Raw genomic sequence first — 22,617 nt, forward strand, 5'->3', positions numbered from 1 at the left:
GGTCTGGGGCCACTCCCCCGCGGGGCCCTTCACGTTCTTTTAACCGGCCGACGCGCCAAGGGGCGGTGGTGGGCTCAGGCCCACCACCGCCCCTTCGTCGTTATCGGACAGACCGCCAGCCAGGCTCGCTCAGCTCGACGCCCAGGGCCGGCTCGCCCGTCGGCGCTCTTCTTCGTCTCAGAAGCTTCTTCGTGTCAGAAGCCGGGAATGATCGCGGCATTGCAGTCCGCGGCGGCCTGGCGCAGCGGGATCGCCTTGGCATAGGCCTCGGACGTGTACCAGGCCTTGGCCTCCTCGACCGAGTCGAACTCGAGGATGACCGTCTGGTTGCCATGCCACTCGCCCTCAAGGACCTCGGAGACCGGGCCGAGGGCGAGTGGCCGCCCGGCGACGCCCGCGAACGAAGCCCCGGCGACCTTCGCGTACTCGGCCATCCCGTCCGGGTCCTTGATCGCCTCTGTCAACACGACATACGCCTTCGGCATGGCCCGCTCCTTCATGTCCGCACAAAACGTCCCGCGGCGATGCAACCACAGCCCTCCACCACGCGCAGCCGCCGTCATCGCCGGGCCGGTCCCCGGTCAGGACAGGTATGTCCCGCCGAATGCCTCGATGAAGTCGAAGGTCTGCTCGGGGGAGGTGGAGTGGCAGGAGATCACCAGCCAGGTGACCCCGATCTTCTCCAGCTCCGCCCACTGCTCGCGGTGCCGGTCGGCGTCCGCCGTCGGCGCGTCGGTGAACGTGGCGTCGTTGTAGGACGACGTGAAGTCCAGCGGACCGGGGCGCCCGGCGGCGGCGGCCGCGTCCTTGACTCCCTGGATCAGGGTGGCGAGCTGCTCCCGCGAGGTGATCGCCATCGTCTGGGCGGTGACGGCCACCTGGGGGCTGGCCATCATTGGCAGCCAGCCCTGCCCCTTCTCGGCGGCGCGGCGCCGGGCACGGCCCGAGTTGCCGCCGACCCAGATCGGGATCGGGTCCTGGACGGGCTTCGGCCGGGCGATGACGTTGCGGGCGTCGAAGTGCAGGCCCTTGTAGCTGAACGGCTCGCCGCGCCAGTGCAGCGGCAGCACGTCGAGCGTCTCGTCGAACAGCGCGGCCCGTTCCGCCAGGTCGACGCCGAGGGCGAAGAACTCGGACTTCTGGTAGCCCGTGCCCATGCCCAGGATCAACCTGCCGCCGGAGAGCTTGTCGACGGTCGCGGCGGCCTTCGCCAGCGTGAACGGGTTGTGGTACGGCGCGACGACCAGGTTCGTCATCAGCCGCAGCCGGGTGGTCGCCGCCGCCGCGAAGCCGAGCGCGACGAACGGGTCAAGGCTCTGGTGCCCGCCCGTCTCCAGCCACTTGGCGCCGGGTACCGGGTGCTCGGTGAGCGAGATCGCGTCGAAGCCGGCCTTCTCGGCGGCGACGGCGACCTCGTCCAGCGGCCCGGCGTCGAGCATGTCGCGGCTGGTCCCGTTGGTCTCCGGGTAATGCAGGATGAAGCGCATATAACCCTCCTACACCGTGCGGATCGGCAGACGCATCCAACCGCGTGTCGTGGACGTGTGGTCGAGGACCGCGTTCGGATAGTCCACCTCCCAGTCCGTCCACCGCTTGAGCACTTCCTCCAGCACAACCCTGCCCTCGGTGCGGGCAAGCGAGGAGCCCATGCAGAAGTGGATGCCCCGGCCGAACGCGAGATGGCGCTCGGCGTCCCGGTTGATGTCGAACCTGTCGGCGTCGGGGAAGCGCCGCTCGTCCCGGTTGGCCGAGCCGTTCAGCAACAGCACGATGCTGCCCGCCGCCACGTCCTGGCCGTGCAGCTCGACGTCCCGCGACAGGACCCTGGCCTGCACCGGCGACGGCGACTCGTAGCGCAGGATCTCCTCGATCGCCTGGTTGACCGTGGAGGTGCCGGCGGCGATCGCCCGGCGCTGGTCCGGGTGGTCGGCGAGCAGCTGGCCGGTCCAGCCGATCAGCCGGCGGGTCGTCTCATTGCCGGCGCCGGCCAGCAGAATGACGTAGAGAAGGATCTCGGTACGGTTCAGCCGGCGGGTCGTCCCGGTCTCGTCGCGGAACTCGACGTTCAGCAGCGTGGTCATGAGGTCGTCCGACGGGTGGTCGACCCGCCAGTCGACGTACTCGGCGAACTCCGCCATCGAGGCGGTCATGTCGGAGATCCTCGGGACCTCGCCCTGCCTGAGAGTGTGGCGCGCGTTGCTCCGGTCTCGGATCGCCTCCTGGTCGCTCTCGGGGATGCCGAGCAGCATGCCGATCACCCGCATCGGGATGTAGGCGCCCAGGTCGGCGACGAAGTCGAACCCCGGCTCGCCAACGAACTGGTCCAGCGTGCGAACGGTGAGCTCGCGCACCCGCGGCTCCAGGGCGGCCATCCGCTTTGGGGTAAACACCCGGGACAGCAGCGCGCGGTGCAGGTCGTGCAGCGGCGGGTCCTCGGCCAGGATCATGCCCGGCGGGATCGGCGCGTCAGATTTGATCATCTCCAGGACGGAGCCCTGGCCGGACAGATAGGTCCGGTGATCGACGAGCGCCTCGTCGACGTCGTCCCACCGGCTCAGGGCGTAGAAGCCGTGCTCGGCGTTGTGGTACAGCGGCGTCTCGTCGCGCATCCGCTTCCACACCGGGTACGGGTCGTTGTCGATCTCCACGTCGTAGGGGTCGTAGTAGACCCCCCGGTCCGCCACGGCGGCCGATAAGTCGAGCTCCGTCACGCCTGAACGCCTCCATCCGCCCCAGGGCACCGACCACCGGCCACAGCGGCAGCCAAGCCATATTCGCGGCAGCAGCATGTCACCGATATGAAGGCCGAGGCAACCATGGTGGACGCCTCCGCCGCGCGCCGAGTCATCGCCGACGGCCGCCCACGGCCGCTTCCGGCCGCGGGCGGGCGGGCGAAGGGCAGGCGAAGGGCAGGTCGCCTGTTGCGCGCATCTGCACCGGCCGATGAGTATCTACTCATTAATGATAAATCCGCGGCCAGCCCGGTGCCGGCCGCCGCGAGGCGGAAGGAACGCGGATGACCACCGAGACGATGGGCCAGGGCCCGCTTGCCGGCATACGAGTTGTCGAGGTCGCCTTCGGTACCAGCGTGGTCGGGGCCGGCCTGGCCGGCAGCCTGCCGGGTGCGATGCTGCGCGATTTCGGTGCCCAGGTGACCCGGGTCCGCTCGGCACGGCGACCGGCGCTCGACACCGGGGTGGAGTTCGCCCGCGTCTGGGACCGCGGGAAGGAGATCGTCGAGGCCGACGACGCCGCGGACCCCGACGGCGCGGCGGCGACGGCCGCGGCGCTCGCCAGGTCCGCCGACGTCCTGTTCCTCACCGGCCCGGAGGAGGCGATCGAGCGCCGCGGGCTGGGCTACCCGGACCTCGCCCGCGCCAACCCGGCCCTGGTGGTGGTCCGCACCCGGCCCAGCTACACCGCTCGCGGCGCGCTCGCCGACCTGGAGCTGCTGCTCGCCGCCCGCACCGGGCTGCTCACCCAGATCAGATGCCACCAGCCTGGCCGCCCGGCCTTCGCGGACCTCACGGTCGCGAGCGCGGGCGCGGGGCTCGCGGCGACGGTCGGCGCGCTCGCCGGGCTTTACGAGCGGGCCGCGACCGGGCGCGGCGGCTGGGCGGAGACCTCGCTCGCCGACGGCCTGCGCGCCCTGCTCCCCATGATCATCGGCCGCGTGGAGCACCCCTCCCCCACGACGACGCTGCTCTGGAAGGATCAAGGCCCCAAGGAGAGCCTCGCCTACCGGTGTGCCGACGGCGAGTACATCCAGCTCTGGTTCGGCGCCAAGGGCGCCTACGAGGAGTTCCTCGCGTACCTCGGCGAGCCTCCCAGTGAGCGCGGCTACAACGCCGACCTGATGAGCGGCGCGATGGTCGAGCGCGGCGCCCGCTGGGCCGCGGCGTTCGCGGGCCGACCCCGCGCCGCCTGGCTCGCCGACCTCGCCGGCCACAACTTCCGCTGCGAGCCGGTGCTGCGCCCCGGCGAGGCGCTCCTGGACGACCACGTACGCCGCACCGGGCTGTCCGTCGGCCATGGCGACCCCGACCACGGCCGGATCACCGTCCTAGGCCCGATAGCGCGCGTCACCCCCGCGGCCCCCGCCGCCTCGCCCGTCCCCGCGCCGACGAACGGCCCCACGGCGGGCACCGGGCGGCTGCTGTCGGGTGTGCGGGTGCTCGACCTGTCCGCCTACCTCGCCGGGCCGGTCGCGACGGCGGTGCTGGCGGAACTGGGCGCCGACGTCGTCAAGGTCGAGCCGGTGACCGGCGACATCCACCGGAACATGGAGCCCATGTTCGCCGCCGGCCAGCGCGGCAAGCGGGCCGTCGCGCTCGACCTCAAGGCGCCCGGCGCCGCGGGCGTCCTCGCCGCGCTCTTCCGCGACAGCGACGTCGTCCACCACAACGCGCGGGTGGGGCTCGCCGAACGGCTCGGCTACGACGAGGCCACCGTGCGCGCTGCCAACCCGAACGCCGTCTACTGCCACGCGAGCGGCTTCGGCGCGACCGGCCCGCGCGCGAAGCTGCCGGCCAACGACCACCTCATGCAGGCGCTCTCCGGTGTCGAGGGCTCCCAGGGCGGCGCCGGCCAGGCGCCGACGTTCCTCGTCTGGGGCGCGATCGACTCGGCGAGCGGCTGGGTCGCGGCCTGCGGGATCCTCGCGGGCCTGTACGCGCGCCGCCGCCACGGCGGCGGGCAGTCCGTCAGCACGTCACTGCTCGGGGCCGGCCTGATGCTGAAGTCCGGCGCGTTCGTCGTCAACGCCGGCGACCCAGCCGACGCGAGCGACCCGGCTGACGCGGGCGGCCCGACCCGCCTGGGCGGCCCGGGCTCGGACGGCGCGCCGGCCGGCGGGGCCACGGTGGTCGCCGGGCCGGCGCTCGACGCCGAGCAGACCGGCTACGGCGCGGCCTACCGGATCTACCAGGCTGGTGACGGCGCCTGGCTCGCCCTCGCGGTCCCGGACGCCGAGGCGTGGGGGCGCCTGCGCGACGCGGTCACGGCCGGTCTGCCGGCGGGGCGGGGGACGCTGCTCGCGAACCTGCCCGCGACGCCGCCACCGCTGCGGACCCTGCCGGGCGAGCGCCAGCCCGCCGAGGAGATCCTCGAGGCCGCCTTCCGCGAGGACGGCGCGGCGGCCTGGACAGCCCGGCTGCGCGCGGCCGGCGTGCCGGCGGAGCTGGTCGCCGAGGTGGACCGGTCGGGATTCGTCTCGAACATCGTCGACGACCCGGTGGACCGCGAGCTCGGCCGCACGGTCGCCTTCGACTGGGGAGCGCGTGGCCTGACCGAGCAGCCCGGGTTCGCGCTGCGGCTGGGCCCCGAGGGCCGCCCCGCCGTACGGGTCGCGATCCCCGGCCTCGGTGAGCACACCGCCGAGGTCCTCGACGCCGTCGGCTTCGACGCGGACGCCCGCGCGGCCCTCGCCGCCGGCGGCGCGATCCCCGCCGAGGCACCGCGCGCCGTCGGCACGCCTGGCTGACGCCTCCCGGCCACGAGCCCGCCCGTTCCCAGGCCGGGCTCGTGGCCGGTCGTCGGCTTCGTAGCCAGGCCTTCGTCTCATGGCCAGGCCTTCGCTTGATGGCCAGTGACGGCCAAGCCTTCGTCACACGCTCCAGGTCGCTGGTGAAGTCCGTACGTTCGTTCTCGTTCAATTTGAGATACTGACAGGATCATGGCGAGCGATCCGACCCGCTCAGCGGGCCGGCCCGTGGAGCGGGCACCCATCGTCGACGCAGGGGGTGTACCCGCGCCGGAGTCGATCGCCCGCCGCGTCCCGTTCGCCAACAACCCCACGGTCGGTCAGCGCGGGCGGCTCACCCAGCAGCGCATCGTGGCGGCGGCGCTGCAGGTGTTCGGCGAGGGCGGCTACCACACCGCCAGCGTCGCCGACCTCGCCAAGCGCGCCGGCTGCTCCCGGGTGGCGTTCTACCAGTACTTCTCCAGCAAGGAGGACGTGCTTCGGTATCTGGCCGGGCAGGTGGCCCGCCAGGTCGGCGCCTCGGTCGAGGCGATGGGGCCGCTGACCCCGGACGCGGCGGGCTGGACGACGATCCGCGAGTGGGTGGAACGGTACGCGGACATCTACGAGCACTTCGGCGCCGTGTTCCACGTCTTCGAGAGCGCGGCCAGGGAGACCTTGAGCCTCAAGGCGCTCAATGTGCAGGCCGCGACGACGAACATCGCGCTGATCCGGTCCAGACTCACCTCGACCACGCTGGCCCACCACGAGGCCGACGCGGTGATCGGCCTGCTCCTGGGTGCCACGGCCCGCACCTACTACTCGGCCGAGATCCTGCGCCACGCGGCCCCGCGTGCGTACCCCCGCGCGCGGGTCGAGGACGCGCTCGCGGACGTCATCCACCGGGCCTTCTTCGGCCTCGTTCCCGGCGTGAACGCGCACGGCCACGACGCCGGCGAGGTGCCGTTCATCGACTTCGACCGCCGGGCGGGCGCGGCGCCGGCCCGGCGCTCCGCGCTCACCGACGCCGCGCGGGCCACCTACGACGCGCTGCTCTCGGCCGGGTACGAGGTCTTCAACAAGCGTGGGTACCACGGCGCCCGCGTCGACGACGTGGCCGCGGCCGCCGGCCTGTCGCACGGCATCTTCTACCGCTACTTCGCCAACAAGGCCGACCTCGCGCGCACTCTCGTGCTGACCGCGATGACGCCGCTGTCCAGCACGCTCGCCGCGATCCCCACACCACCCGCGCCCGGGTCAGGAAAGGCCTGGTCGACGGCGGCCCTGCGGGACTGGCTGCGCACGTACAACGAGACGCAGGTCTCCGAGGCCGGGATCATCAGGATCTGGGTCGACGCGACACTGCACGAGGCGGTGCTCGGCACCGACGCGGCCGCGGCCCTCGACTGGGGCCGCCGCCAGCTCGCCCACTTCCTGGCGCCGCGTGGCTTCGGCGACGTCGACGCCGAGGCGATCGTGGCGATGGCGCTGCTGGACGTGTTCGGCGGCGGCCACCGCTCGGCGGAGACATTGGAGGCCGCCGTCCACGTGCTCGAGGGCGGCCTGCTCGGCCAGCAGCGCGCATCCACCTGACGGACGGCCAGACACACGGCCCCGCGGCCGAGTCACGGGCCGTCGTGGCCGGTCTCCCGCCCGCTCTGAAAAAAGCTCCGGACCGGTACCGCGTCATCGGCGCGGCACCGGTCCGGAGCGATGGACTCGAACGTCCGGGACTCGTGCGGCTCCCGTCGCGTCTCAGACGCCGACGGGGCTTTCGAGCTTTGCCGGGTAGCCCAGGAGCTTGGCCATGTTGCCGCCCATGAACTTGGCGACCCGCTCCTCGTCGTCGATGTAGGCCAGCAGGTCCTCGGCGTACTTGGCCGGCTCGGCCAGGCCCTCCGGGTGCGGGTAGTCCGACCCGAACAGGACGTGCTCCTCACCGAGCAGCTCGGCGAGCTCCGCGTAGTTCTCCTCCCAGAAGGGGGAGATGTAGATGCAGCGGCGGATGGCCTCGACCGGGTTCTCCGGGAAGTCCTGCGGCATCTTCTTGTAGAGGTCCTTCAGCGCCTTCATCAGCGGAGCCACCCAGGCGGCGCCGTTCTCGATGACGGCGACCTTCAGGTCCGGGAACCGGGTGAGCGCGCCGTGGCAGGCCAGGGCCGCCACGGAGTCCTCGATCGGGCGCCACGCGGAGAGCATGCGGAACGCCTGCGGCTGGAACGGCAGGAACTCGCTGTTGTTGCCGTACCAGTCGTTGGTGTAGCGCTCGTAACCCGAGTCGGACGAGTGCATGCCGACGACCAGGTTGTTGTCGACGATCTTCTGCCACACCGGGTCGAACTCGGGGAAACCGAAGGACCGCGAGCCACGGAAACCCGGCACCGGCGCGGGCCGGATGAGCACGACCTTGGCGCCGCGCTCGATCACCCAGTCCAGCTCCTCGAGGGCCTTGTCCACGATCGGCAGGGTGATGACCGGCGTGGTGAAGATCCGGTCCTCGTAGTTGAACTGCCACGTCTCGTAGATCCACTCGTTGAGCGAGTGGACCACCGCGTGAATCAGGTCCGGGTCGTCGCGCATGCGCTCCTCGACCAGGCTGGCGAGGGTCGGGAACAGCAGCGTGCGGTTGACGCCCTGCTCGTTCATGAGCTCCAGGCGCGCGGCCGGCTCGCGGAAGGCCGGGAGCGCCTTGATCGGTGCGCCGAAGATCTCCCGGCGGCTCTTACCGTCCGGATTTCCCTTCCGGTAGTACTCCTCCTGGGCACCGGGGCGCGCGACCACATCGAACGTCGGGTTCGGAATGTAGTTCGAGATCTGCCCCCGCACCACGATCTTCGTGCGGCCGTGCACGTCGACGTAGTCGATGGCGCCCTTGTACCTGTCGGGCAGGTACTTCGTGAGTGCATCGCGCGTCTCGTACAGGTGGTTGTCCGCGTCGAACACAGGGAACCTGGCACTGGTCATGTTCCGACCATAGGGCGTTTCTAACACTCGTGTCAACACCCGGGCAGGATGGCGAAGCCTCCTGCCCGGAGGCCGCGCTTCAGGTGTCGGCGCGCAGGCCGCGGAACAGCTCGTAGGACGGGTCGGCGGTGTCGCGGCTGCCACCACCGGGCAGCCGGGCCGTCGCCGGCCGGTCCTGCTCGTCGAAGTCCAGGACCCACACGCGATGGTCGACGGCCCACCGGCCGTCCCGGCGCGACCAGCGGTCCAGGTAGCGGCCGACGTAGAGCTCCTCGGTGAAGCCACCGGCCACGGCGGTGCGAAGGCGCACCGTGACGTACGACTCACTGGCCGCGCGGTCCCCCCGGACCTCGATCCCGATGGTCGCGATCTGGTGGGAGTGCGCCGAGCGCCGGAGATGGTTTCGCGACACCTGATCCACGAAGTCGCGGCCCGCGCCCTGGAAGACCGACGCGCCGTAGTCCGCCGTGCCGTCCTCGTGCCAGACGGCGTATCCGAGCTCGTCGTCGCGGCGGTCCATCGCGCGGCAGTAGTTGTGCAGCTGCTGGCGAATCGCCTCACGCGCCGCGAGCTCCGCCAGCGTCTGGGCCTCCGTGCCGCTCACCGTCGTCTGATCGCTCTCCGCTCGGTGTGGACCATATAGTGCACGGCCACGTGCATCATATGAACCGTCGACCTGGGCCGCCAGGGCTCGGACGCACTGCGCCGCGATCATGAGGGGCCCCGCGCAGGGACTACGGAGGCGATCTGGATGAGGCTGGGCGTCACCTTCCCGCAGAACGAGCTGGCCGGCGATCCCAAGGCGCTCCGCCAGTTCGCGGTGGCCGCCGAGCAGCTCGGGTACGACCATCTGCTGCTGTACGACCACGTCGTCGGCGCCGTCCACGGCGTGGACCGGCAGCCGCCGTTGCCGGAGCGCTCCTATGACGAGAAGGACCCGTTCCACGACCCGCTGGTCGCCTTCGGCTACCTCGCCGCCGTCACCCGGCGGATCGAGCTCGTCACGGGCATCCTGGTGCTCCCCCAGCGCCAGACGGTCCTGGTCGCCCGGCAGGCGGCCGACGTCGCCCTGTTCTCGGATGGACGGCTGCGGCTCGGCGTCGGCATCGGCTACAACGCCGTCGAATATCACGCGCTCGGGCGGGATTGGACCACCCGTGGCCGCCGGCTCGACGAGCAGATCCCCTACCTTCGCCGGCTGTGGTCCGGCGAGCCCCAGCAGTTCAGCGGCCGGTTCGACCAGATCGACCGCGCCGCCCTGTGTCCACCGCCGAACGGGCCGATCCCCATCTGGCTCGGCGGCTCGTCCGAGGCCGCGTTCCGCCGCGCGGCCCGCCTCGCCGACGGGTTCATCTTCGGCTACGGACTTCGCGAGGAGGCCACGCTCGCCTGGCAGCGGGTCCAGGAGCTGCTGCGCGCGGAGGGCCGCGCCCCGGAGGACTTCCGGGCGTTGTTCAACCTGCTGCCGAACGAACCGGGCAGCTGGCTCGGGCAGACGGTGGCGGCCCTCCCGCGGCTGCGCGACGCCGGCGCGACCGACGTCGCCGTGACCAGCGCCCGCAACGGGCTGACCACCCTCGACCAGCACCTCGACTTCATCGCCGAGATGAAGCAGCGAGCCGACGCCGTCCTCGGCTAGCGACGCCGCTACTCGTAGAGGTGGCTACTCGTAGAGGTGGCTCATGAAGTGCGTCGACCAGTCCACGGGGTCGCTCGGCACGTAGTAGCCGGTCTCGTCCTGGATGGCCGCCCAGTTGGCGGCGACGTCGTCGACGTCGACCTTGGCCGGGTCGGGGTTGAGGTAGCCCTCCGTGACACCGACGAAGAGCCGGGCGAACCGGCCCCCACCCGCCAGGTACACCTCGCCGCTGACCCCGCACTCCTCGTGCGCCAGGTAGGCGACCATGGGGGCGACCGCGGCCGGGCTCAGGTCCAAGACGGGGCGGAATCCCTCGCTTATCGGGGCGTCGTTGCGCGGGGCGGCGTCCACCGGCGCATCGCCCGTCGGGGTGCCGTCGGTGGGGGCGCTGGCCGCGGGCTTGTTGGCAAGCCGGGTCATCGCGTTCGGGCCGATGCAGTTGATCCGGATGTTCTGCTTGCCGGCCGCCGCGGTCATGCTCCGGGCCATGCCGATCATCGATGCCTTCGACGTCGCGTAGCCGAGGTTGTCCGAGAGCCCGAACATGCCGATCGACGTCGTCAGCACGATGCGCCCGTAGTCCTGCTCCACCATGTACGGCCACGCCGCGCGCACGGTGTTGAACGAGCCCTTCACGTGTACGTCCAGATGCGCCTCGAGATTGGCGAGGTCGATGTCAGGGAGGCCCGCCCACACCATGTTCCCGGCATTGTTGATCAGGACGTCGATGCGCCCGAACTCGCCGATGGCGGCGTCCACGACCGACTGTCCGCCCTCGACGGTCGACACGTCGCTGAGGTTCGCGATCGCGGTGCCACCGGCGGCACGGATCCGGTCGACGACCTTGTTCGCCGGGGCCGGATCGGCCCCCGCGCCCGTCGAGGAGCCGCCGAGGTCGTTGACGACCACCTTGGCCCCGAGCTGGGCCAGCAAGACCGCGTAGGCCCGTCCGATGCCGCGGCCGGCGCCCGTCACCGCCGCGACCCGTCCGTCGAAGGAGATCCTGCTCATCGGGGTGGCACCCTTCCTCTCCACGGCGGGCGCCCGCACCAGGGCGGACGTGACGCTAGGCTTTCTTGTACCGATCGGTCAACCTACTCCGGAGGAGCCGCATGAGCGCCGACTATGCCGATGCCGTCGCGAGGATCCGCGACACCATCGCCGCGTACGCGCAGGCTGTGGACGACGCCCGCACCGAGGACGTCGTCGCCACGTTCCTGCCCGCCGGGTCGGCGTCCTTCCCCGGCTCGGAGGTGCTGCACGGCCACGACGCGATCCGCGCGACTTACTCCAAGCTGACGCCGGGGGTGCCCCAGCGGCACGTCGTGCTGAACATCCACGTGACCGACTTCGACGGCGAGTCGGCGTCGGCGACGAGCGACCTGCTCTTCCTGGTCAAGGGCGAGAAGGGCTGGTCGGTCAGGCTCGTCGGCCGTTACACCGATCGCCTGCGCGCCAGCGGCGAGCAGTGGCTCTTCGCGAGCCGTGAGCTGGTCTTCGTCTAAGCGGTTCGAGATCCTGGGCCACGCGGCCGCGTGGCCCAGGATTCGGCCCGGTCAGGCAAGGAAGCCCGCGTAGCCGCTCTCGCCGGATTTCGCCATCACCCGCAGCAGGGCCGGCCGGCCGGCCGGGTTCAGCAGGAACCGCCGTGGCTTGCCCGGCACGTTCGTCCCGTAGTACTGGCCGTGTTCGATGAAGGTGGAGTACTGCAGGGCCTTCGTCATCGTGGCGGCCCATCTCTCCTCGGCCTCGAGCGGGACCTCGATGCGGTCGTGGCCGTGTTCGCGCGCGTGGTCGAGCAGATCGGCGACGAAGTCGACCTGGTCGCCGCCGTAGCGCGGGTTGTTGCCCGCCGCCCCATGCGGGCCACCCGGGAAGAAGAAGTTCGGGAAGTGATGGCACATCACGCCCAGGAAGGTATGCGGGCCGTCCGCCCAGTACTCGTTCAGGGTCAGCCCGTCCGCGCCGCGGATGCCCATCCGCAGCATCGCGCCCGTGCCGAAGTCGAAGCCGGTCGCCCAGACGATGATGTCGAACTCACGCAGTCCGTCCGTCGTCTCGATGCCGGCCTCGGTGACGCGGACGAACGGGGTGTGGCGGGTGGAGACCAGCTCGACGACCGGGTTGTTGAACATCTCGTAGTAGCCGGCGACGAACGGCGGCCGCAGGGCGCCGTACCCGAGGTCGGGAACGAGCAGGTCGGCGACCGCCTGGTCCTTGACGAGGCCGCGGATCTTCTCCTCGAGGAAGTCGCACCATTCCTTGTTCGCCTTCGGGTCCAGCAGCATGTCCTCGTAGTTGCCGCTCATCTTGGCGAACCCGGGGCTGTTCCAGACGCGCTCGTAGAACTCCCAGCGCTGTTCCCGCGTGTCGTCGAAGGTCTTGCGGCCCGAGGGCTCGTGCAGGAAGCCCGCGACCGAGACCGCGAGAGCGTCCCGGATCTTCTCGAAGCTGGCCTTGAGCTCGGCCTGCTGTTCGGCGGAGATCGGGTGGTTGTTGAGCGGGGTGCACCACGACGGTGTCCGCTGGTACAGCGTGAGCGACGCCGCCTGCTCGGCGATGAGCGGCGCGACCTGCACGCCGGAGGACCCCGTGCCAATCACCGCCACGCGCTTGCCGGCGAAGTCGACGGGTGTCGCCGGCCAGCGCCCGGTGTGGTATTGCTCGCCGGCGAACTCGGCGCGGCCGGGCACGTCCGGGTAGAACGGCACCGAGAGCACGCCGGTCGCGCCGATCAGGTAGGTCGAGCGGACGACGTGACCGTCAGCGGTCCGCGTCGTCCATGTCCGCGAGGCCTCGTCCCACTCGGCGGCGACGACCTTGCTACCGAACCTGATGGAGCCGCGAAGGTCGAACCGGTCGACCACGTGGTTGATGTAACGCTCGGTCTCCGGCTGGGCGGCGAACTCCTCGCTCCATTCCCACTCGCGCCAGAGCTCCTCCGAGAAGAGGTATCCATAGGTGTAGCTCTCGGAGTCGAAGCGGCACCCGGGGTAGCGGTTCCAGTACCAGGTACCGCCCACGCCGTCACCCTGTTCGAGCAACTGCACGGAGTACCCGTCCCGCCGCGCACGGTAGAGCTGGTTGATCCCCAGGATGCCCGCGCCCACGATGACGATGTCGACGTCTGCTTTTCCCATGTCTCCCACATCGGTCGCGGCGGCACTCATGGAGATCTCTTGCATCGAGATTCTCTGAATCAAGATCTTTTGTACCGACCGGTCCAGAGATTCCATGAAGCTATCCCGACGCGCTCAGGAGCGTCAAGGCGACGAAGTTCCCGGCCGGACGGGCCAGGCGGGCCCCCGCCTGGCCCGAGACATCGCGGGCACCCATTGAACCGGCCGGGAGATCCGGCTACCGTCACGCTGTTTGTACCGGTCGGTCCAGAGGCCAAAGGGTGTGCGAAAATGATCTTCTTTCGCACACCCGGAGGCCGCTGTCTCGAGATCACTAGGTGGAGGCAGGCACGATGAGCGCTCCGGACATGAACTGGGTCGGCGTCCTCGCCCACCACGCGGACCGCGCTCCGGAGAAGTCCTTCGCCGTCTATGAAGGCGCCACCGTCACCTACCGGCAGGCGCTCGAGGACGCGGCGGCCGTGGCCGCCGGCCTGCGGGCGCGCGGGATCGGCGCGGGTGACGTCGTCGCCCTGCTCGCCTACAACAGCGTCGACTTCCTGACGACGATCTTCGCGGCGAACTACCTCGGCGCGGCCGTCATGCCGCTCAACTGGCGGCTCGCCGCGCCGGAGCTGGAGTACATCCTCGACCACGCCCAGGCCCGCGCCCTCGTGGTGGACCACGAGCTGGTCACGCTCGGAACCGACGCGACCAAGCAGCTGCCGGCCCTGTCTCGCATCGCCATCGCGCCGGAGGCCCCCGACGGGTGGGAGCGCTTCGCCGACCTCGGCGACGACTCGGCGCCGCCGGCCGAGCGCGCCCAGACCGCCGGCGACGACCTCCAGCGGCTCATGTACACCTCGGGCACCACCGGCCGCCCCAAAGGCGTGATGATCACGCACGCCAACCTCGCGTGGAAGAACTACGCACACATCACCGAGTTCGGCTTCACCGCCGCGGACATCGGCCTCGCCTGCGGCCCGCTGTACCACGTGGGCGCCCTCGACCTCGTGACCACGTCGATCATCGCGGCGGGCGGGACGACCCACATCCACCAGACCTTCGACGCCGCCCGCGTGGTGGGCGACATCGAACGGTCACGGATCACCGTGGTGTGGATGGCGCCGGCGATGGTCCGCGCGGTCCTCGACCTGCCGGGGGTCGACGAGCGCGACCTGTCCTCGGTCCGCGTACTCATCGGCGGCGGCGAGAAGATGCCGCTGCCCCTCATCGACCGCATCCAGAAGGTCTTCCCGTCGGCCTGGTTCGCCGACGCCTACGGTCTCACCGAGACGGTCTCCGGCGACACCTTCCTCGACGCCGGCAGCATCCGCGCGAAGCGCGGCAGCGTCGGCCGGGAATGCCTGTACCTGGAGCTCGACATCTGGGACGAGGACGGTCGGCCGCTGCCCGCCGGCGAGGCCGGCGAGATCGTGCTGCGCGGGCCGAAGGTCTTCAAGGGCTACTGGCGGGACCCCGAGGCGACCGACCGTGCCTTCGCCGGCGGCTGGTTCCACACCGGCGACATCGGCACGCGCGACTCCGACGGCTACGTCTTCATCGTCGACCGCCTCAAGGACATGATCCTCTCCGGCGGGGAGAACATCGCCGGCTCCGAGGTCGAGCGCGTCCTCTACGAGCACCCGGCGGTGCTCGAGGCCGCCGTCGTCGGCCGTCCCGACGAGAAGTGGGGCGAGGTGCCGGTCGCGTTCGTCGCGCCGCGGCCGGGAGTCTCCGTCACCGCGGACGAGCTCATCGACCACTGCCGCGGCAGCCTCGCGAAGTTCAAGGTGCCGAAGGCGGTCACCTTCATCGACGCCCTCCCCCGCAACCCGTCAGGCAAGATCCTCAAGCGCGAGCTGCGCGGCCAGCCGTAAGAGCGGTCCGAGAAGCCTGGTCACCGCGTCAACGCCTCGGTGCCATGGATCGGCCGCGCTACCCTGACAGGGGAGATCAGAGGATCGCTGTGGAGTCCCGGGAGGCCGTCGTGAGCACGGAGATGGTCGCTCCCGCCTGGATGCACGAACAGATCACGGCGGAGCAGTACGACTCGTGGTCCAAGGAGCAGAGCGCCGGCATCGAGATCGTGGACGGGATGGTCGTCGTGGCCCCCAGCGCCCTGAAGTACCACAACCGGCTGGCCCGGACCGTCGCGAACGCGCTGGACGCCTCCGGTCGGCCGGACTGGATCGCGGATACGGACTTCGATGTCAGATTGCAGGACGTGCCGCTCACGGTCCGGCGCCCGGATGTCGTCGTGTATCGCGCCGACACGCTTCATATCTATCCGACCCGTCCGGAGCACGTGCTGCTCGTCGTCGAAATCGTGTCACCCGGCTCGGAGGCCACCGACCGGTTCTTCAAGCCCACCCAGTACGCCAGGGCCGGCATCCCCTTCTTCTGGCGGATCGAGGTATCTCCATCCGGCGTGCCGCTCGCGCACACCTATGCCCTCGACCAGGCGACTGCGAGCTACCGCGCCGGCGTCAGTCACACGGGCATCGTCGAGGCCACGGCTCCGTTCCCCGTGAAGATCGACCTGATCCACCTGTAGCCGTGCGCGGCCTTCGCCCTCCACGGTCGTGACCGGGGCCGGCTAGATAGCTGCTGGCCCGCTGGCAGCACGCCTGTACACGGACCACGGATCGAATCTCCACCGGTGCCGCGCAGGATGGTGTCGCGGGCTACGGTCCTCGGCATGGAACCATCTCCGCGCCCGCCGGCCCTGCGGGTGATGCAGGCGAACACCGCCGGGGAACGCGAGATCCTGGAGGCGTTCCTGGACTTCTACCGGGACGTCGTCGCGCACAAGGTGCTGGGCGTCGGCGATCAGGAGGCCAGGCGGCGGCTCGTGCCGTCGGCCACCACGCTCGCGGGCCTGGTCCGGCACCTGACCACGGTCGAGCGCAACTGGTTTCACCGGCTGACGGGCGAGAACCCGGATCTGCCCGAGAGCTCCTGGGCGCTCACCGACGCCGACGCGCTGGGCGCGCTGCTCAAGGAGTACGACCAAGCCTGCGCCCAGTCCCGTGCGGCGGCGGCCGGGTTCGCGCTGGACCACGTCGTGCCGCACCCAGACGCGGGCGAGGTGTCGGTGCGCTGGATCTACGTCCACATGATCGAGGAGACCGCCCGCCACGCGGGCCACGCCGACATCCTGCGCGAGCTGACCGACGGCGCCACCGGCGTTCTCGGCTGACCCCTCGCCCGTCTCGCGACTGCGACGGGTCAAGCCGGGGTCAAGCTGGAAATCCGCTACTCATTGCGCCCCGCTCAAACCCGGCCGACGGCGAACCGGGGGCGCCCGTTCCCCTACCCAGCCGGCGATCATCATGCTGGCGCCGACCGGGTCGAGCCCGTGATCTCCCGCTGGGTATGCGGTCGGGCGCGCCATCGCCCGATTTGTCGCATTTCCGCATACACAACCGCTGATCAAGCTCGCGGCGCGCTGATGCCGCCTGGGCCGGTTCGAGTGGCTGAGCGAGACGTCGACGTCGGCGTCTGTCTTCCGCCGGGAGTGTGCGAACCCGCTACCACGCCGTTTCCGGAGGGTCGAAGAACTGGCAGGTGGTGATCGTCTTGGTCTGTTGCGGCCCGGTGAGGTCTATGCCGTGGGCGGTCAGCACGGTCGCGGTACGCGCGGCGTCCGAGAGCACTTCCGGCCGCCGTCGTCACCGACCTCGCGGACGTGGCGGGCCCGGTGGACATCGTGATCGACATCGTCGGTGGCGCCGTCCTCGCGGCCGCCGTGCCGCTGCTGGGCGAGGGCGGGGCGGCGGTCGCGGTCGGCGCGATCTCCGGCGAGCCGACGGTGCTCGCGCCGGATGTCCTGGCGAGCCCGGCGCGCCGGCGGGTGCAGGGCTACTGGGGCCACTGGCCGGTCGGCGACGAGCTACGTGAGCTGACCGGGCTGGTCGCGGGCGCCACCCGGAGGCGTTGGCCGTCTCAGGACCGGGAGCCTCCTGGCCGGATGCCGGGCTGGCCGGACGGCGCGTCGGGCTCCGCCGCCTGGCCGCCGCCGGCCCGCAGGCCGTCGAGAATCACCGTGGTCAGGTAGTCGTCGGCGCGTGCGCCCGGGATTACCACTGCCAGTAGAAGTCCTGGGCATTACTCGGTCCCACGGCACTGATGGAGTTCGTGCCGGGAGCCACGTCGAACAGGACGACTCCGTCGGCACCCGCCGTCGCGGTCGCGCAGTTCTGGTTCGGATCGCTGGCGGATGACGCCGTTGACGGGAACGGGAAGAACATCGACGGAAAACCAGCCGGCACGACGAACGGGTTCTCCATACCGCCGATCGACATCAGGCCTAGGATCCGGCCGGTCGGCGGGCCAGCTGAGAACGCCAGCAGCGAGAAGGAGCTCCGGGTGCACTGCGTGGCCTGGACGCGAACCGACGCGACGATCCACATGCCCTTGCGCGCGGGGGAGACAGCACCGTTCGCGAGCCGGAGCGTCGGGGATGTTCGCACGTCACGGACGGTGAGAACGAGGGTGGTTCCCACCGGCCCGGCGGCGGACGGGCTGACCTCGGAGTAGACGCCAATGGCGTCGGTGCCGAGCGGGAGCGCCGCCGGTTCGGGGCGAGACGACGTGGCGGTGGGAGTAGGCACCGGAGTGCGTGGCGCGGCCGGCGGGCTCGATGTTGGCCGACTGGTCGGCGTCGCGACCCCTGGGAGTGCTGTCGTCGGCTCGCCGCCCTCCGGCGCGGACCTGACGACGGCGAGCCAGGTTGCGGCCACGGCCGTGACCACGGCGACCACAGCCAGAATGATCATGATGACGACGGCCCGGGAGCGCGGTTTCCGGGCCGTCGTGTCTCCGGTCCGGTGGCTCCTCGCCTCCGGGGTGCCCAACGACCGCCACCAGCCCTCGGACGTGGGCGCCTCAGGCCCTGGGCCGGCGGAGTCCAGGACCTCTGAGGCGAGGGCAGCCGCCAGGTCGGCGGCCGGCATCCGCACGGCCGCCCGCTCGATGTCGTCGACGACTGCCGCCGGCAGCCATTCGATGTCATCGGAGGCGTCGGCCTGCGTCCCGTCGGCCGACGACCCCGACTCCGGCGTCAGGAGTCCGTCACCCGGATCCAGCCAGTCGAGTACCTCGGCTGGTGTCGGCCGGCGAGTGGGATCCTTGTGGAGACACGCGGCGGCCAGCCTACGAATGTCCGCGTCGGCGATTCCGTCCAGGGCCGGCGGCGAGTGGACGATGCGGTACAGCAGTTCGTGGCTCGCCCCGCGACCGAACGGGTTGGCGCCGGTCGCGGCGTAGGTCAACACCGCGCCCAGGGAGAAGACGTCCGCCGCGAAGGTGACGCGTGTGCCCAGTGCCTGCTCCGGTGCGAGATAGCCGGGGGAGCCGATGGCCACACCGGACTGGGTGAGCCTGCTCTCGTCGACGGCGTGGGCTATGCCGAAGTCGATGACCCTCAGCCCGTTGATCGCAAGCATGATGTTGGACGGTTTGAAGTCGCGGTGGACGACTCCGGCGGCGTGGATGGCACCAAGCGCCTCGGCGAGGCCCCCGGCGAGTACCCGCACGGATGACGATGGCAGTGGTCCCCGCTTGGCCACGGCCACCGAGAGCGGGATCCCGACGAGGAAGGCGGTTGCCAGCCATGGAATCGGCGCATCCGGGTCGGCGTCGATCACCGGCGCCGTGAACGCGCCGCTTACGGCGCGAGCCGCGGACACCTCCCGCGCGAATCGGGACCGAAACTCGGAATCATTCGCAAACTCTTCGTGCACCATCTTGACCGCCGCCAGGCGTCCGCCGGGCGAGCGACCCAGATACACCTGCCCCATGGCGCCCGAGCCCAGGCGGGCTTCCAATCGGTAGGGGCCCACCTGTGTCGGATCCTCGGGGAGGAGTAGTTCCACGGCTCTCCCGTCCAGCGCGTGACCCTGCAACTGATCATAGTGGTCCGAGGTGAAGACTGATCCGTAACCCGCCTCTTGGCGGAGGACGACTGTGGCAGACTCGGCGACATCGGTCTCGGCCGGCTGGCGGAGGTTTCCGCCAGCCGGTTACGCGCCGACCAAGGCCGCGAACCTTCCCGCCGAGGCCGGCGGCATCCGGGGAGGGCATGTGCAGCCGCTGCTGCCCGTCGATCCACCGCGCATCGGCAGGTACCGGCTTGCCGGGCGCATCGGCGCCGGCGGAATGGGACGGGTCTACCTCGCGTACTCGGCCGGTGGCCTCGCGGTCGCCCTCAAGGTGATTCACCCACACCTCGCCGGCAACCGCGAGTTCCGCTCCCGTTTCCGCCGCGAGGTCGCCGCGGCCCGGGCGGTCAGCGGCGCGTTCACCGCCGCGCTCGTCGACGCCGACCCGGACGGCCCGGTCCCGTGGCTGGCCACGGAGTTCATCCCAGGTGTCTCCCTGCACGAAGCCGTCACCACGCACGGTTCGCTGCCCGGACCGGCGGTGCGGAGCCTCGGAGCCGCGCTCGCCGAGGCACTCGCCGCCATCCATGCGGCCGGAGTCATTCACCGAGATCTGAAGCCGACAAACATCATGCTCGGCGTGGACGGGCCGCGGGTCATCGACTTCGGCATCGCCCACCCTTCTGAGTCCACGGTTCTCACCCGGAAAGGAGCGACGATCGGCTCGCCGGGCTTCATGGCTCCCGAGCAGGTGAGCGTGGGGAATCCGCCGGTCGGCCCCGCGGCGGACGTTTTCGCATTGGGTGCGGTGCTCATCTATGCGGCGACCGGCGAGAGCCCGTTTGGACGAGGATCGGCCGCCGTACTGCTCTATCGGGTGATCCACGAGGAACCCCGCCTGAACCGGCTGACCGACCCGGCTCTCACCGCTCTCATCGCCACCTGCCTGAACCGCGCCCCCGCCAGTCGGCCCACACCGGAACAGTTGCTCGAGGCGCTGTCAGCCACCGGCAGTCTTTCCGCGAACGAGTCCGGGCGCGGGGCAGAGGAAGGCTCCGAGCCGACCGGCGCCGCCGCCGCCGATGAAGGCGAGGATGAAGGCGAGGGCGCGGACGGCACCACCTGGCTGCCCGCGCCGGTCACCGCCGAGATCACCCGGCGGCTCGCATCCGTTCCCGAGCCGCCGCCGCCCCTCCGCAGGTCGTTCACTCTTCCCCTGCTTCCCGCGCTCAGTGACCTGCCCTATTTCTTGGGCGCCGCACGGAACCTGCTTGTGTGGCTGGTATTCGTGGCGGCGACGGGCGGCTTCCTCGCACTGGTAGCGGCATTAGTCTATTTTGGCTTTGGATGGGACAAGCGTGATACACCGCCGTCGCTCTGTGGACTCGTGACGGCGACGGACCTGGGGCAGGCCGGGAGCGCCGGCGCCGGATACCTGGAGAGCTGGGATGTGTCGCCCGACGCGGAGCCGCAGATTGACGGCGGCTGCGGCTACCGGGTCACATTCAGTGTCCGGCCGCAACCCAATGACCCGTTCGGCGCGACCAAGGTACTTCCAGGAGTATTGATCGCGCGGTACGCGGAGGACGACAGGCTCACCGGCGACCCCAACCTGTACCCGGTGAGTGGGGCACCGGCCCGGCGTGACGGCAGCGTCGTCGAGGTACTCACCTCGGCCGGCCGGATCGACGTGCAGATTGTGGCGTCGGAGGAGTTATTCGCCGTGGATGATTTCGAATCCATCGCGACAAGGATAGCCCAGGTATTCGCCCCGACGTCGCCCTAGTAGGACGACCGCCGTATTATGGTCATTCTTCTTCGTTGGGGAGAATCTCACACGCACCAACGGCAGTGGCGTGCCATTCAGCACGAGGCCGGAATCAGGCCGGAATGGGCTGTCGAGGCAATCACCGATCTGGACGAAGGCGTCCGGCAGTCCATCGCCCGTGTCACGGCGTTCGACGTGCTGGACACGCTCGTTCTCGGCGCCCGGCACTACCGCCCGGAGCGCCGGGAGACCGCGGAGGGGTTCGAGGCTGGCCCGGTCGGCAGCTCGAAGATCGCCAGTTGGGTACCCGCATCCGAACTCCGAGCCCTCGCCGGTTCGGATCCCAGTACCCGGTCCGCGATCAACGGATGGCACACCCCCGGAAGACGTCGACGATCGCCGGACGGGTGCGCATCCCGGCCTTCACCACACCCGCAAAGATCGACAGACATGAAGATCGGCTTGAAGGGGCCCGGCCTGAACGCACCGCTCCCGTCTCACCAGCACCGCGCCCACCGCTCGTCCCAAGAGATCGCCGCATACGTGTTGCCGACGTCGCGAATCCGCCGGAATCACGACGCTGGCAACACGTCGGCGGTGATCAAGAGGTCGGGAGCGAGGGGCGAACGTCAGCGGGACGGTGGCTAGACGGTGGCTACTGGGGTGAGCGGGCCGCCGGCGGTGCCGGGGAGGCGCAGCGGCGGGGCGGTGAGCAGGAAGCTGGTGCGGTTGTTCTCGCGGAGCCAGGTGGCCAGGTCGTGCAGGTACCAGAGCTCGCCGAGCGGGACTCCGAGCTTGAACAGGCACAGGTGGTGGATCGGCAGCAGCGTGTGCGGCTCGGGGCTCGCGGGCGCCCAGCCTTCGACGGCGTAGTTGTCCGCGATGAGCGCCGACAGCCCGGAGTCGAGGATCCACTGCAGGATCCCGTCGTCCTGCGCGTCGAGGTAGGGGTACATCGCCTGGATACGCGACGCGTCGGGGTTGCCGTTCCACTCCAGGATCTTGGTGGCGAACCCGGTGTGGAGAAGCACCATGTCGCCGGGGCGGATCTCCACCTGGTCGGCGTCGATGATGTCGCGCAGCGTCTTCCAGCCGACCGCGGTCCACTCCTCGGTGTTCCCGAGGTGGTGGGCGAGGTCGATCAGGACGGCGCGGCCCTGCACGCCGTGCGCGGCCATGTGCTCGAGGCCGAGGTGCCGGGCGAAGCTGAGGCTGCCGCTGCCGTCGCCCTTGGCATCCTCCCGCGGCCCTATCACGTCCTCGCCGGGCCGGAAACCGTTGTAGTACACCGGCTCCTCGACCCCGTCGCCGTCCGCGTCGAAGAGCGCGCCCTGGTGCACCAGCGCGTCCCACTGCGTGGAGTACTGCAGCCAGAGCGTCACCAGGTCGTCGGACCAGAGGTCGGTGAACGAGTGGTGGAGCTGGTCGCGGGCGACGACGTTGTAGAAAACGTCGGGCTTGTACTTCAGGTCCTCGGTGGGCCGCAGGATCGGCGGGTAGCGGCGCTGGTTGAGCGAGCTGCCGCCAGGCAGGTCGAGCGGGAGGCTCAGCGAGAAGGACCGACCGGCGGAGATCTCGCGGACGCCCTCCAGCACCTTCTCCGGCGTGATCAGGTTGATGCGGCCGAGCTCGTCATCATCACCCCAGTCGCCCCAGGTCGAGTCCTGCGGACGCTGCTTCCAGCGTTTTGCCACTGTTCCCTCCTCAGACCGGGGACGGCCACCGCCTCAGGGAACCTAGTCAGCCTTGTACCGATCGGTCAACAATTGACGGCCGCGTAT

At 70.4% G+C, this 22,617-nt stretch carries 19 protein-coding genes; 9 read left to right on the top strand and 10 right to left on the bottom strand.

Annotation, left to right across the window (positions count from 1 at the left end; genetic code table 11):
* Positions 1-194 precede the first annotated feature (194 nt).
* From QOZ89_RS31165 to QOZ89_RS31175, 3 genes are all read right to left on the bottom strand, one after another.
* Positions 195-485 carry a DUF1330 domain-containing protein gene (locus tag QOZ89_RS31165; RefSeq protein WP_312627219.1) on the bottom strand — a complete coding sequence of 97 codons (291 nt, stop codon included), beginning with the start codon at positions 483-485 and terminating at the stop codon, positions 195-197.
* Between the two features lie 96 nt (positions 486-581).
* The gene (locus tag QOZ89_RS31170; RefSeq protein ID WP_071047440.1) at positions 582-1,487 is read right to left on the bottom strand and encodes an LLM class F420-dependent oxidoreductase; all 906 of its coding nucleotides are present in this window, start codon (positions 1,485-1,487) and stop codon (positions 582-584) included.
* 9 nt (positions 1,488-1,496) lie between these two features.
* Positions 1,497-2,711: a cytochrome P450 gene (locus tag QOZ89_RS31175; protein ID WP_312627221.1), complete on the bottom strand. Its 1,215-nt coding sequence runs from the start codon at positions 2,709-2,711 to the stop codon at positions 1,497-1,499.
* Between the two features lie 305 nt (positions 2,712-3,016).
* Between QOZ89_RS31175 and QOZ89_RS31180 the strand changes: the two genes are divergently transcribed.
* A complete protein-coding gene (locus QOZ89_RS31180) occupies positions 3,017-5,482 on the top strand; it encodes a CoA transferase (protein ID WP_312627223.1) in 2,466 nt (821 codons plus the stop codon).
* A gap of 192 nt (positions 5,483-5,674) precedes the next feature.
* Positions 5,675-7,054: a TetR/AcrR family transcriptional regulator gene (locus tag QOZ89_RS31185; protein ID WP_083418268.1), complete on the top strand. Its 1,380-nt coding sequence runs from the start codon at positions 5,675-5,677 to the stop codon at positions 7,052-7,054.
* Positions 7,055-7,216: 162 nt separating this feature from the next.
* Here the strand turns inward: QOZ89_RS31185 and QOZ89_RS31190 are convergent, their stop codons facing one another.
* Together QOZ89_RS31190 and QOZ89_RS31195 are read right to left on the bottom strand one after the other, a co-directional pair.
* Positions 7,217-8,425: an amidohydrolase family protein gene (locus tag QOZ89_RS31190; protein ID WP_071047442.1), complete on the bottom strand. Its 1,209-nt coding sequence runs from the start codon at positions 8,423-8,425 to the stop codon at positions 7,217-7,219.
* 79 nt (positions 8,426-8,504) lie between these two features.
* Positions 8,505-9,029: a nuclear transport factor 2 family protein gene (locus QOZ89_RS31195; protein WP_312627226.1), complete on the bottom strand. Its 525-nt coding sequence runs from the start codon at positions 9,027-9,029 to the stop codon at positions 8,505-8,507.
* Between the two features lie 147 nt (positions 9,030-9,176).
* On the opposite strand from QOZ89_RS31195, the gene QOZ89_RS31200 reads away from it, so the two are divergent.
* Positions 9,177-10,064, top strand: coding sequence for an LLM class F420-dependent oxidoreductase (locus tag QOZ89_RS31200; protein WP_312627227.1), 888 nt, complete (start codon positions 9,177-9,179; stop codon positions 10,062-10,064).
* A gap of 24 nt (positions 10,065-10,088) precedes the next feature.
* Here QOZ89_RS31200 and QOZ89_RS31205 read toward each other — a convergent pair whose 3' ends face one another.
* Entirely contained in the window at positions 10,089-11,075 is a 987-nt protein-coding gene (locus QOZ89_RS31205; protein ID WP_071047445.1) for an SDR family NAD(P)-dependent oxidoreductase, read from the bottom strand.
* Positions 11,076-11,176: 101 nt separating this feature from the next.
* On the opposite strand from QOZ89_RS31205, the gene QOZ89_RS31210 reads away from it, so the two are divergent.
* Complete coding sequence (locus QOZ89_RS31210; protein WP_312627229.1) at positions 11,177-11,569, top strand: nuclear transport factor 2 family protein; 393 nt, start codon at positions 11,177-11,179, stop codon at positions 11,567-11,569.
* 51 nt (positions 11,570-11,620) lie between these two features.
* Here the strand turns inward: QOZ89_RS31210 and QOZ89_RS31215 are convergent, their stop codons facing one another.
* Positions 11,621-13,204: a flavin-containing monooxygenase gene (locus QOZ89_RS31215; RefSeq protein ID WP_071047604.1), complete on the bottom strand. Its 1,584-nt coding sequence runs from the start codon at positions 13,202-13,204 to the stop codon at positions 11,621-11,623.
* A gap of 332 nt (positions 13,205-13,536) precedes the next feature.
* On the opposite strand from QOZ89_RS31215, the gene QOZ89_RS31220 reads away from it, so the two are divergent.
* The 3 genes from QOZ89_RS31220 to QOZ89_RS31230 all read left to right on the top strand — a co-directional run bounded on the left by QOZ89_RS31220 (position 13,537) and on the right by QOZ89_RS31230 (position 16,385).
* Positions 13,537-15,063, top strand: coding sequence for an acyl-CoA synthetase (locus QOZ89_RS31220; protein WP_083418269.1), 1,527 nt, complete (start codon positions 13,537-13,539; stop codon positions 15,061-15,063).
* 122 nt (positions 15,064-15,185) lie between these two features.
* Positions 15,186-15,740 (top strand): Uma2 family endonuclease, encoded by a 555-nt coding sequence (locus QOZ89_RS31225; protein ID WP_198543134.1) that lies wholly within the window; start codon positions 15,186-15,188, stop codon positions 15,738-15,740.
* Between the two features lie 144 nt (positions 15,741-15,884).
* Positions 15,885-16,385, top strand: coding sequence for a DinB family protein (locus QOZ89_RS31230; RefSeq protein WP_198543127.1), 501 nt, complete (start codon positions 15,885-15,887; stop codon positions 16,383-16,385).
* Positions 16,386-16,716: 331 nt separating this feature from the next.
* On the opposite strand, the gene QOZ89_RS31235 is transcribed toward QOZ89_RS31230, so the two are convergent.
* Positions 16,717-16,842 carry a hypothetical protein gene (locus QOZ89_RS31235; RefSeq protein WP_274536498.1) on the bottom strand — a complete coding sequence of 42 codons (126 nt, stop codon included), beginning with the start codon at positions 16,840-16,842 and terminating at the stop codon, positions 16,717-16,719.
* A gap of 44 nt (positions 16,843-16,886) precedes the next feature.
* On the opposite strand from QOZ89_RS31235, the gene QOZ89_RS31240 reads away from it, so the two are divergent.
* Positions 16,887-17,243, top strand: a complete 357-nt coding sequence (locus QOZ89_RS31240) for an MDR/zinc-dependent alcohol dehydrogenase-like family protein (RefSeq protein WP_071047448.1) — start codon at positions 16,887-16,889, stop codon at positions 17,241-17,243.
* Positions 17,244-17,265: 22 nt separating this feature from the next.
* Here the strand turns inward: QOZ89_RS31240 and QOZ89_RS31245 are convergent, their stop codons facing one another.
* Positions 17,266-19,062, bottom strand: coding sequence for a serine/threonine protein kinase (locus QOZ89_RS31245; protein ID WP_312627236.1), 1,797 nt, complete (start codon positions 19,060-19,062; stop codon positions 17,266-17,268).
* A 91-nt stretch (positions 19,063-19,153) separates the two neighbouring features.
* Between QOZ89_RS31245 and QOZ89_RS31250 the strand changes: the two genes are divergently transcribed.
* Positions 19,154-20,854: a serine/threonine-protein kinase gene (locus tag QOZ89_RS31250; RefSeq protein ID WP_312627238.1), complete on the top strand. Its 1,701-nt coding sequence runs from the start codon at positions 19,154-19,156 to the stop codon at positions 20,852-20,854.
* Positions 20,855-21,480: 626 nt separating this feature from the next.
* On the opposite strand, the gene QOZ89_RS31255 is transcribed toward QOZ89_RS31250, so the two are convergent.
* Positions 21,481-22,530, bottom strand: coding sequence for a cyclase family protein (locus tag QOZ89_RS31255; protein WP_071047451.1), 1,050 nt, complete (start codon positions 22,528-22,530; stop codon positions 21,481-21,483).
* Positions 22,531-22,617 lie beyond the last annotated feature (87 nt).

The sequence above is a fragment of the Pseudofrankia coriaricola genome (assembly GCF_032027725.1).
Classification (GTDB): Bacteria; Actinomycetota; Actinomycetes; order Frankiales; family Frankiaceae; genus Pseudofrankia.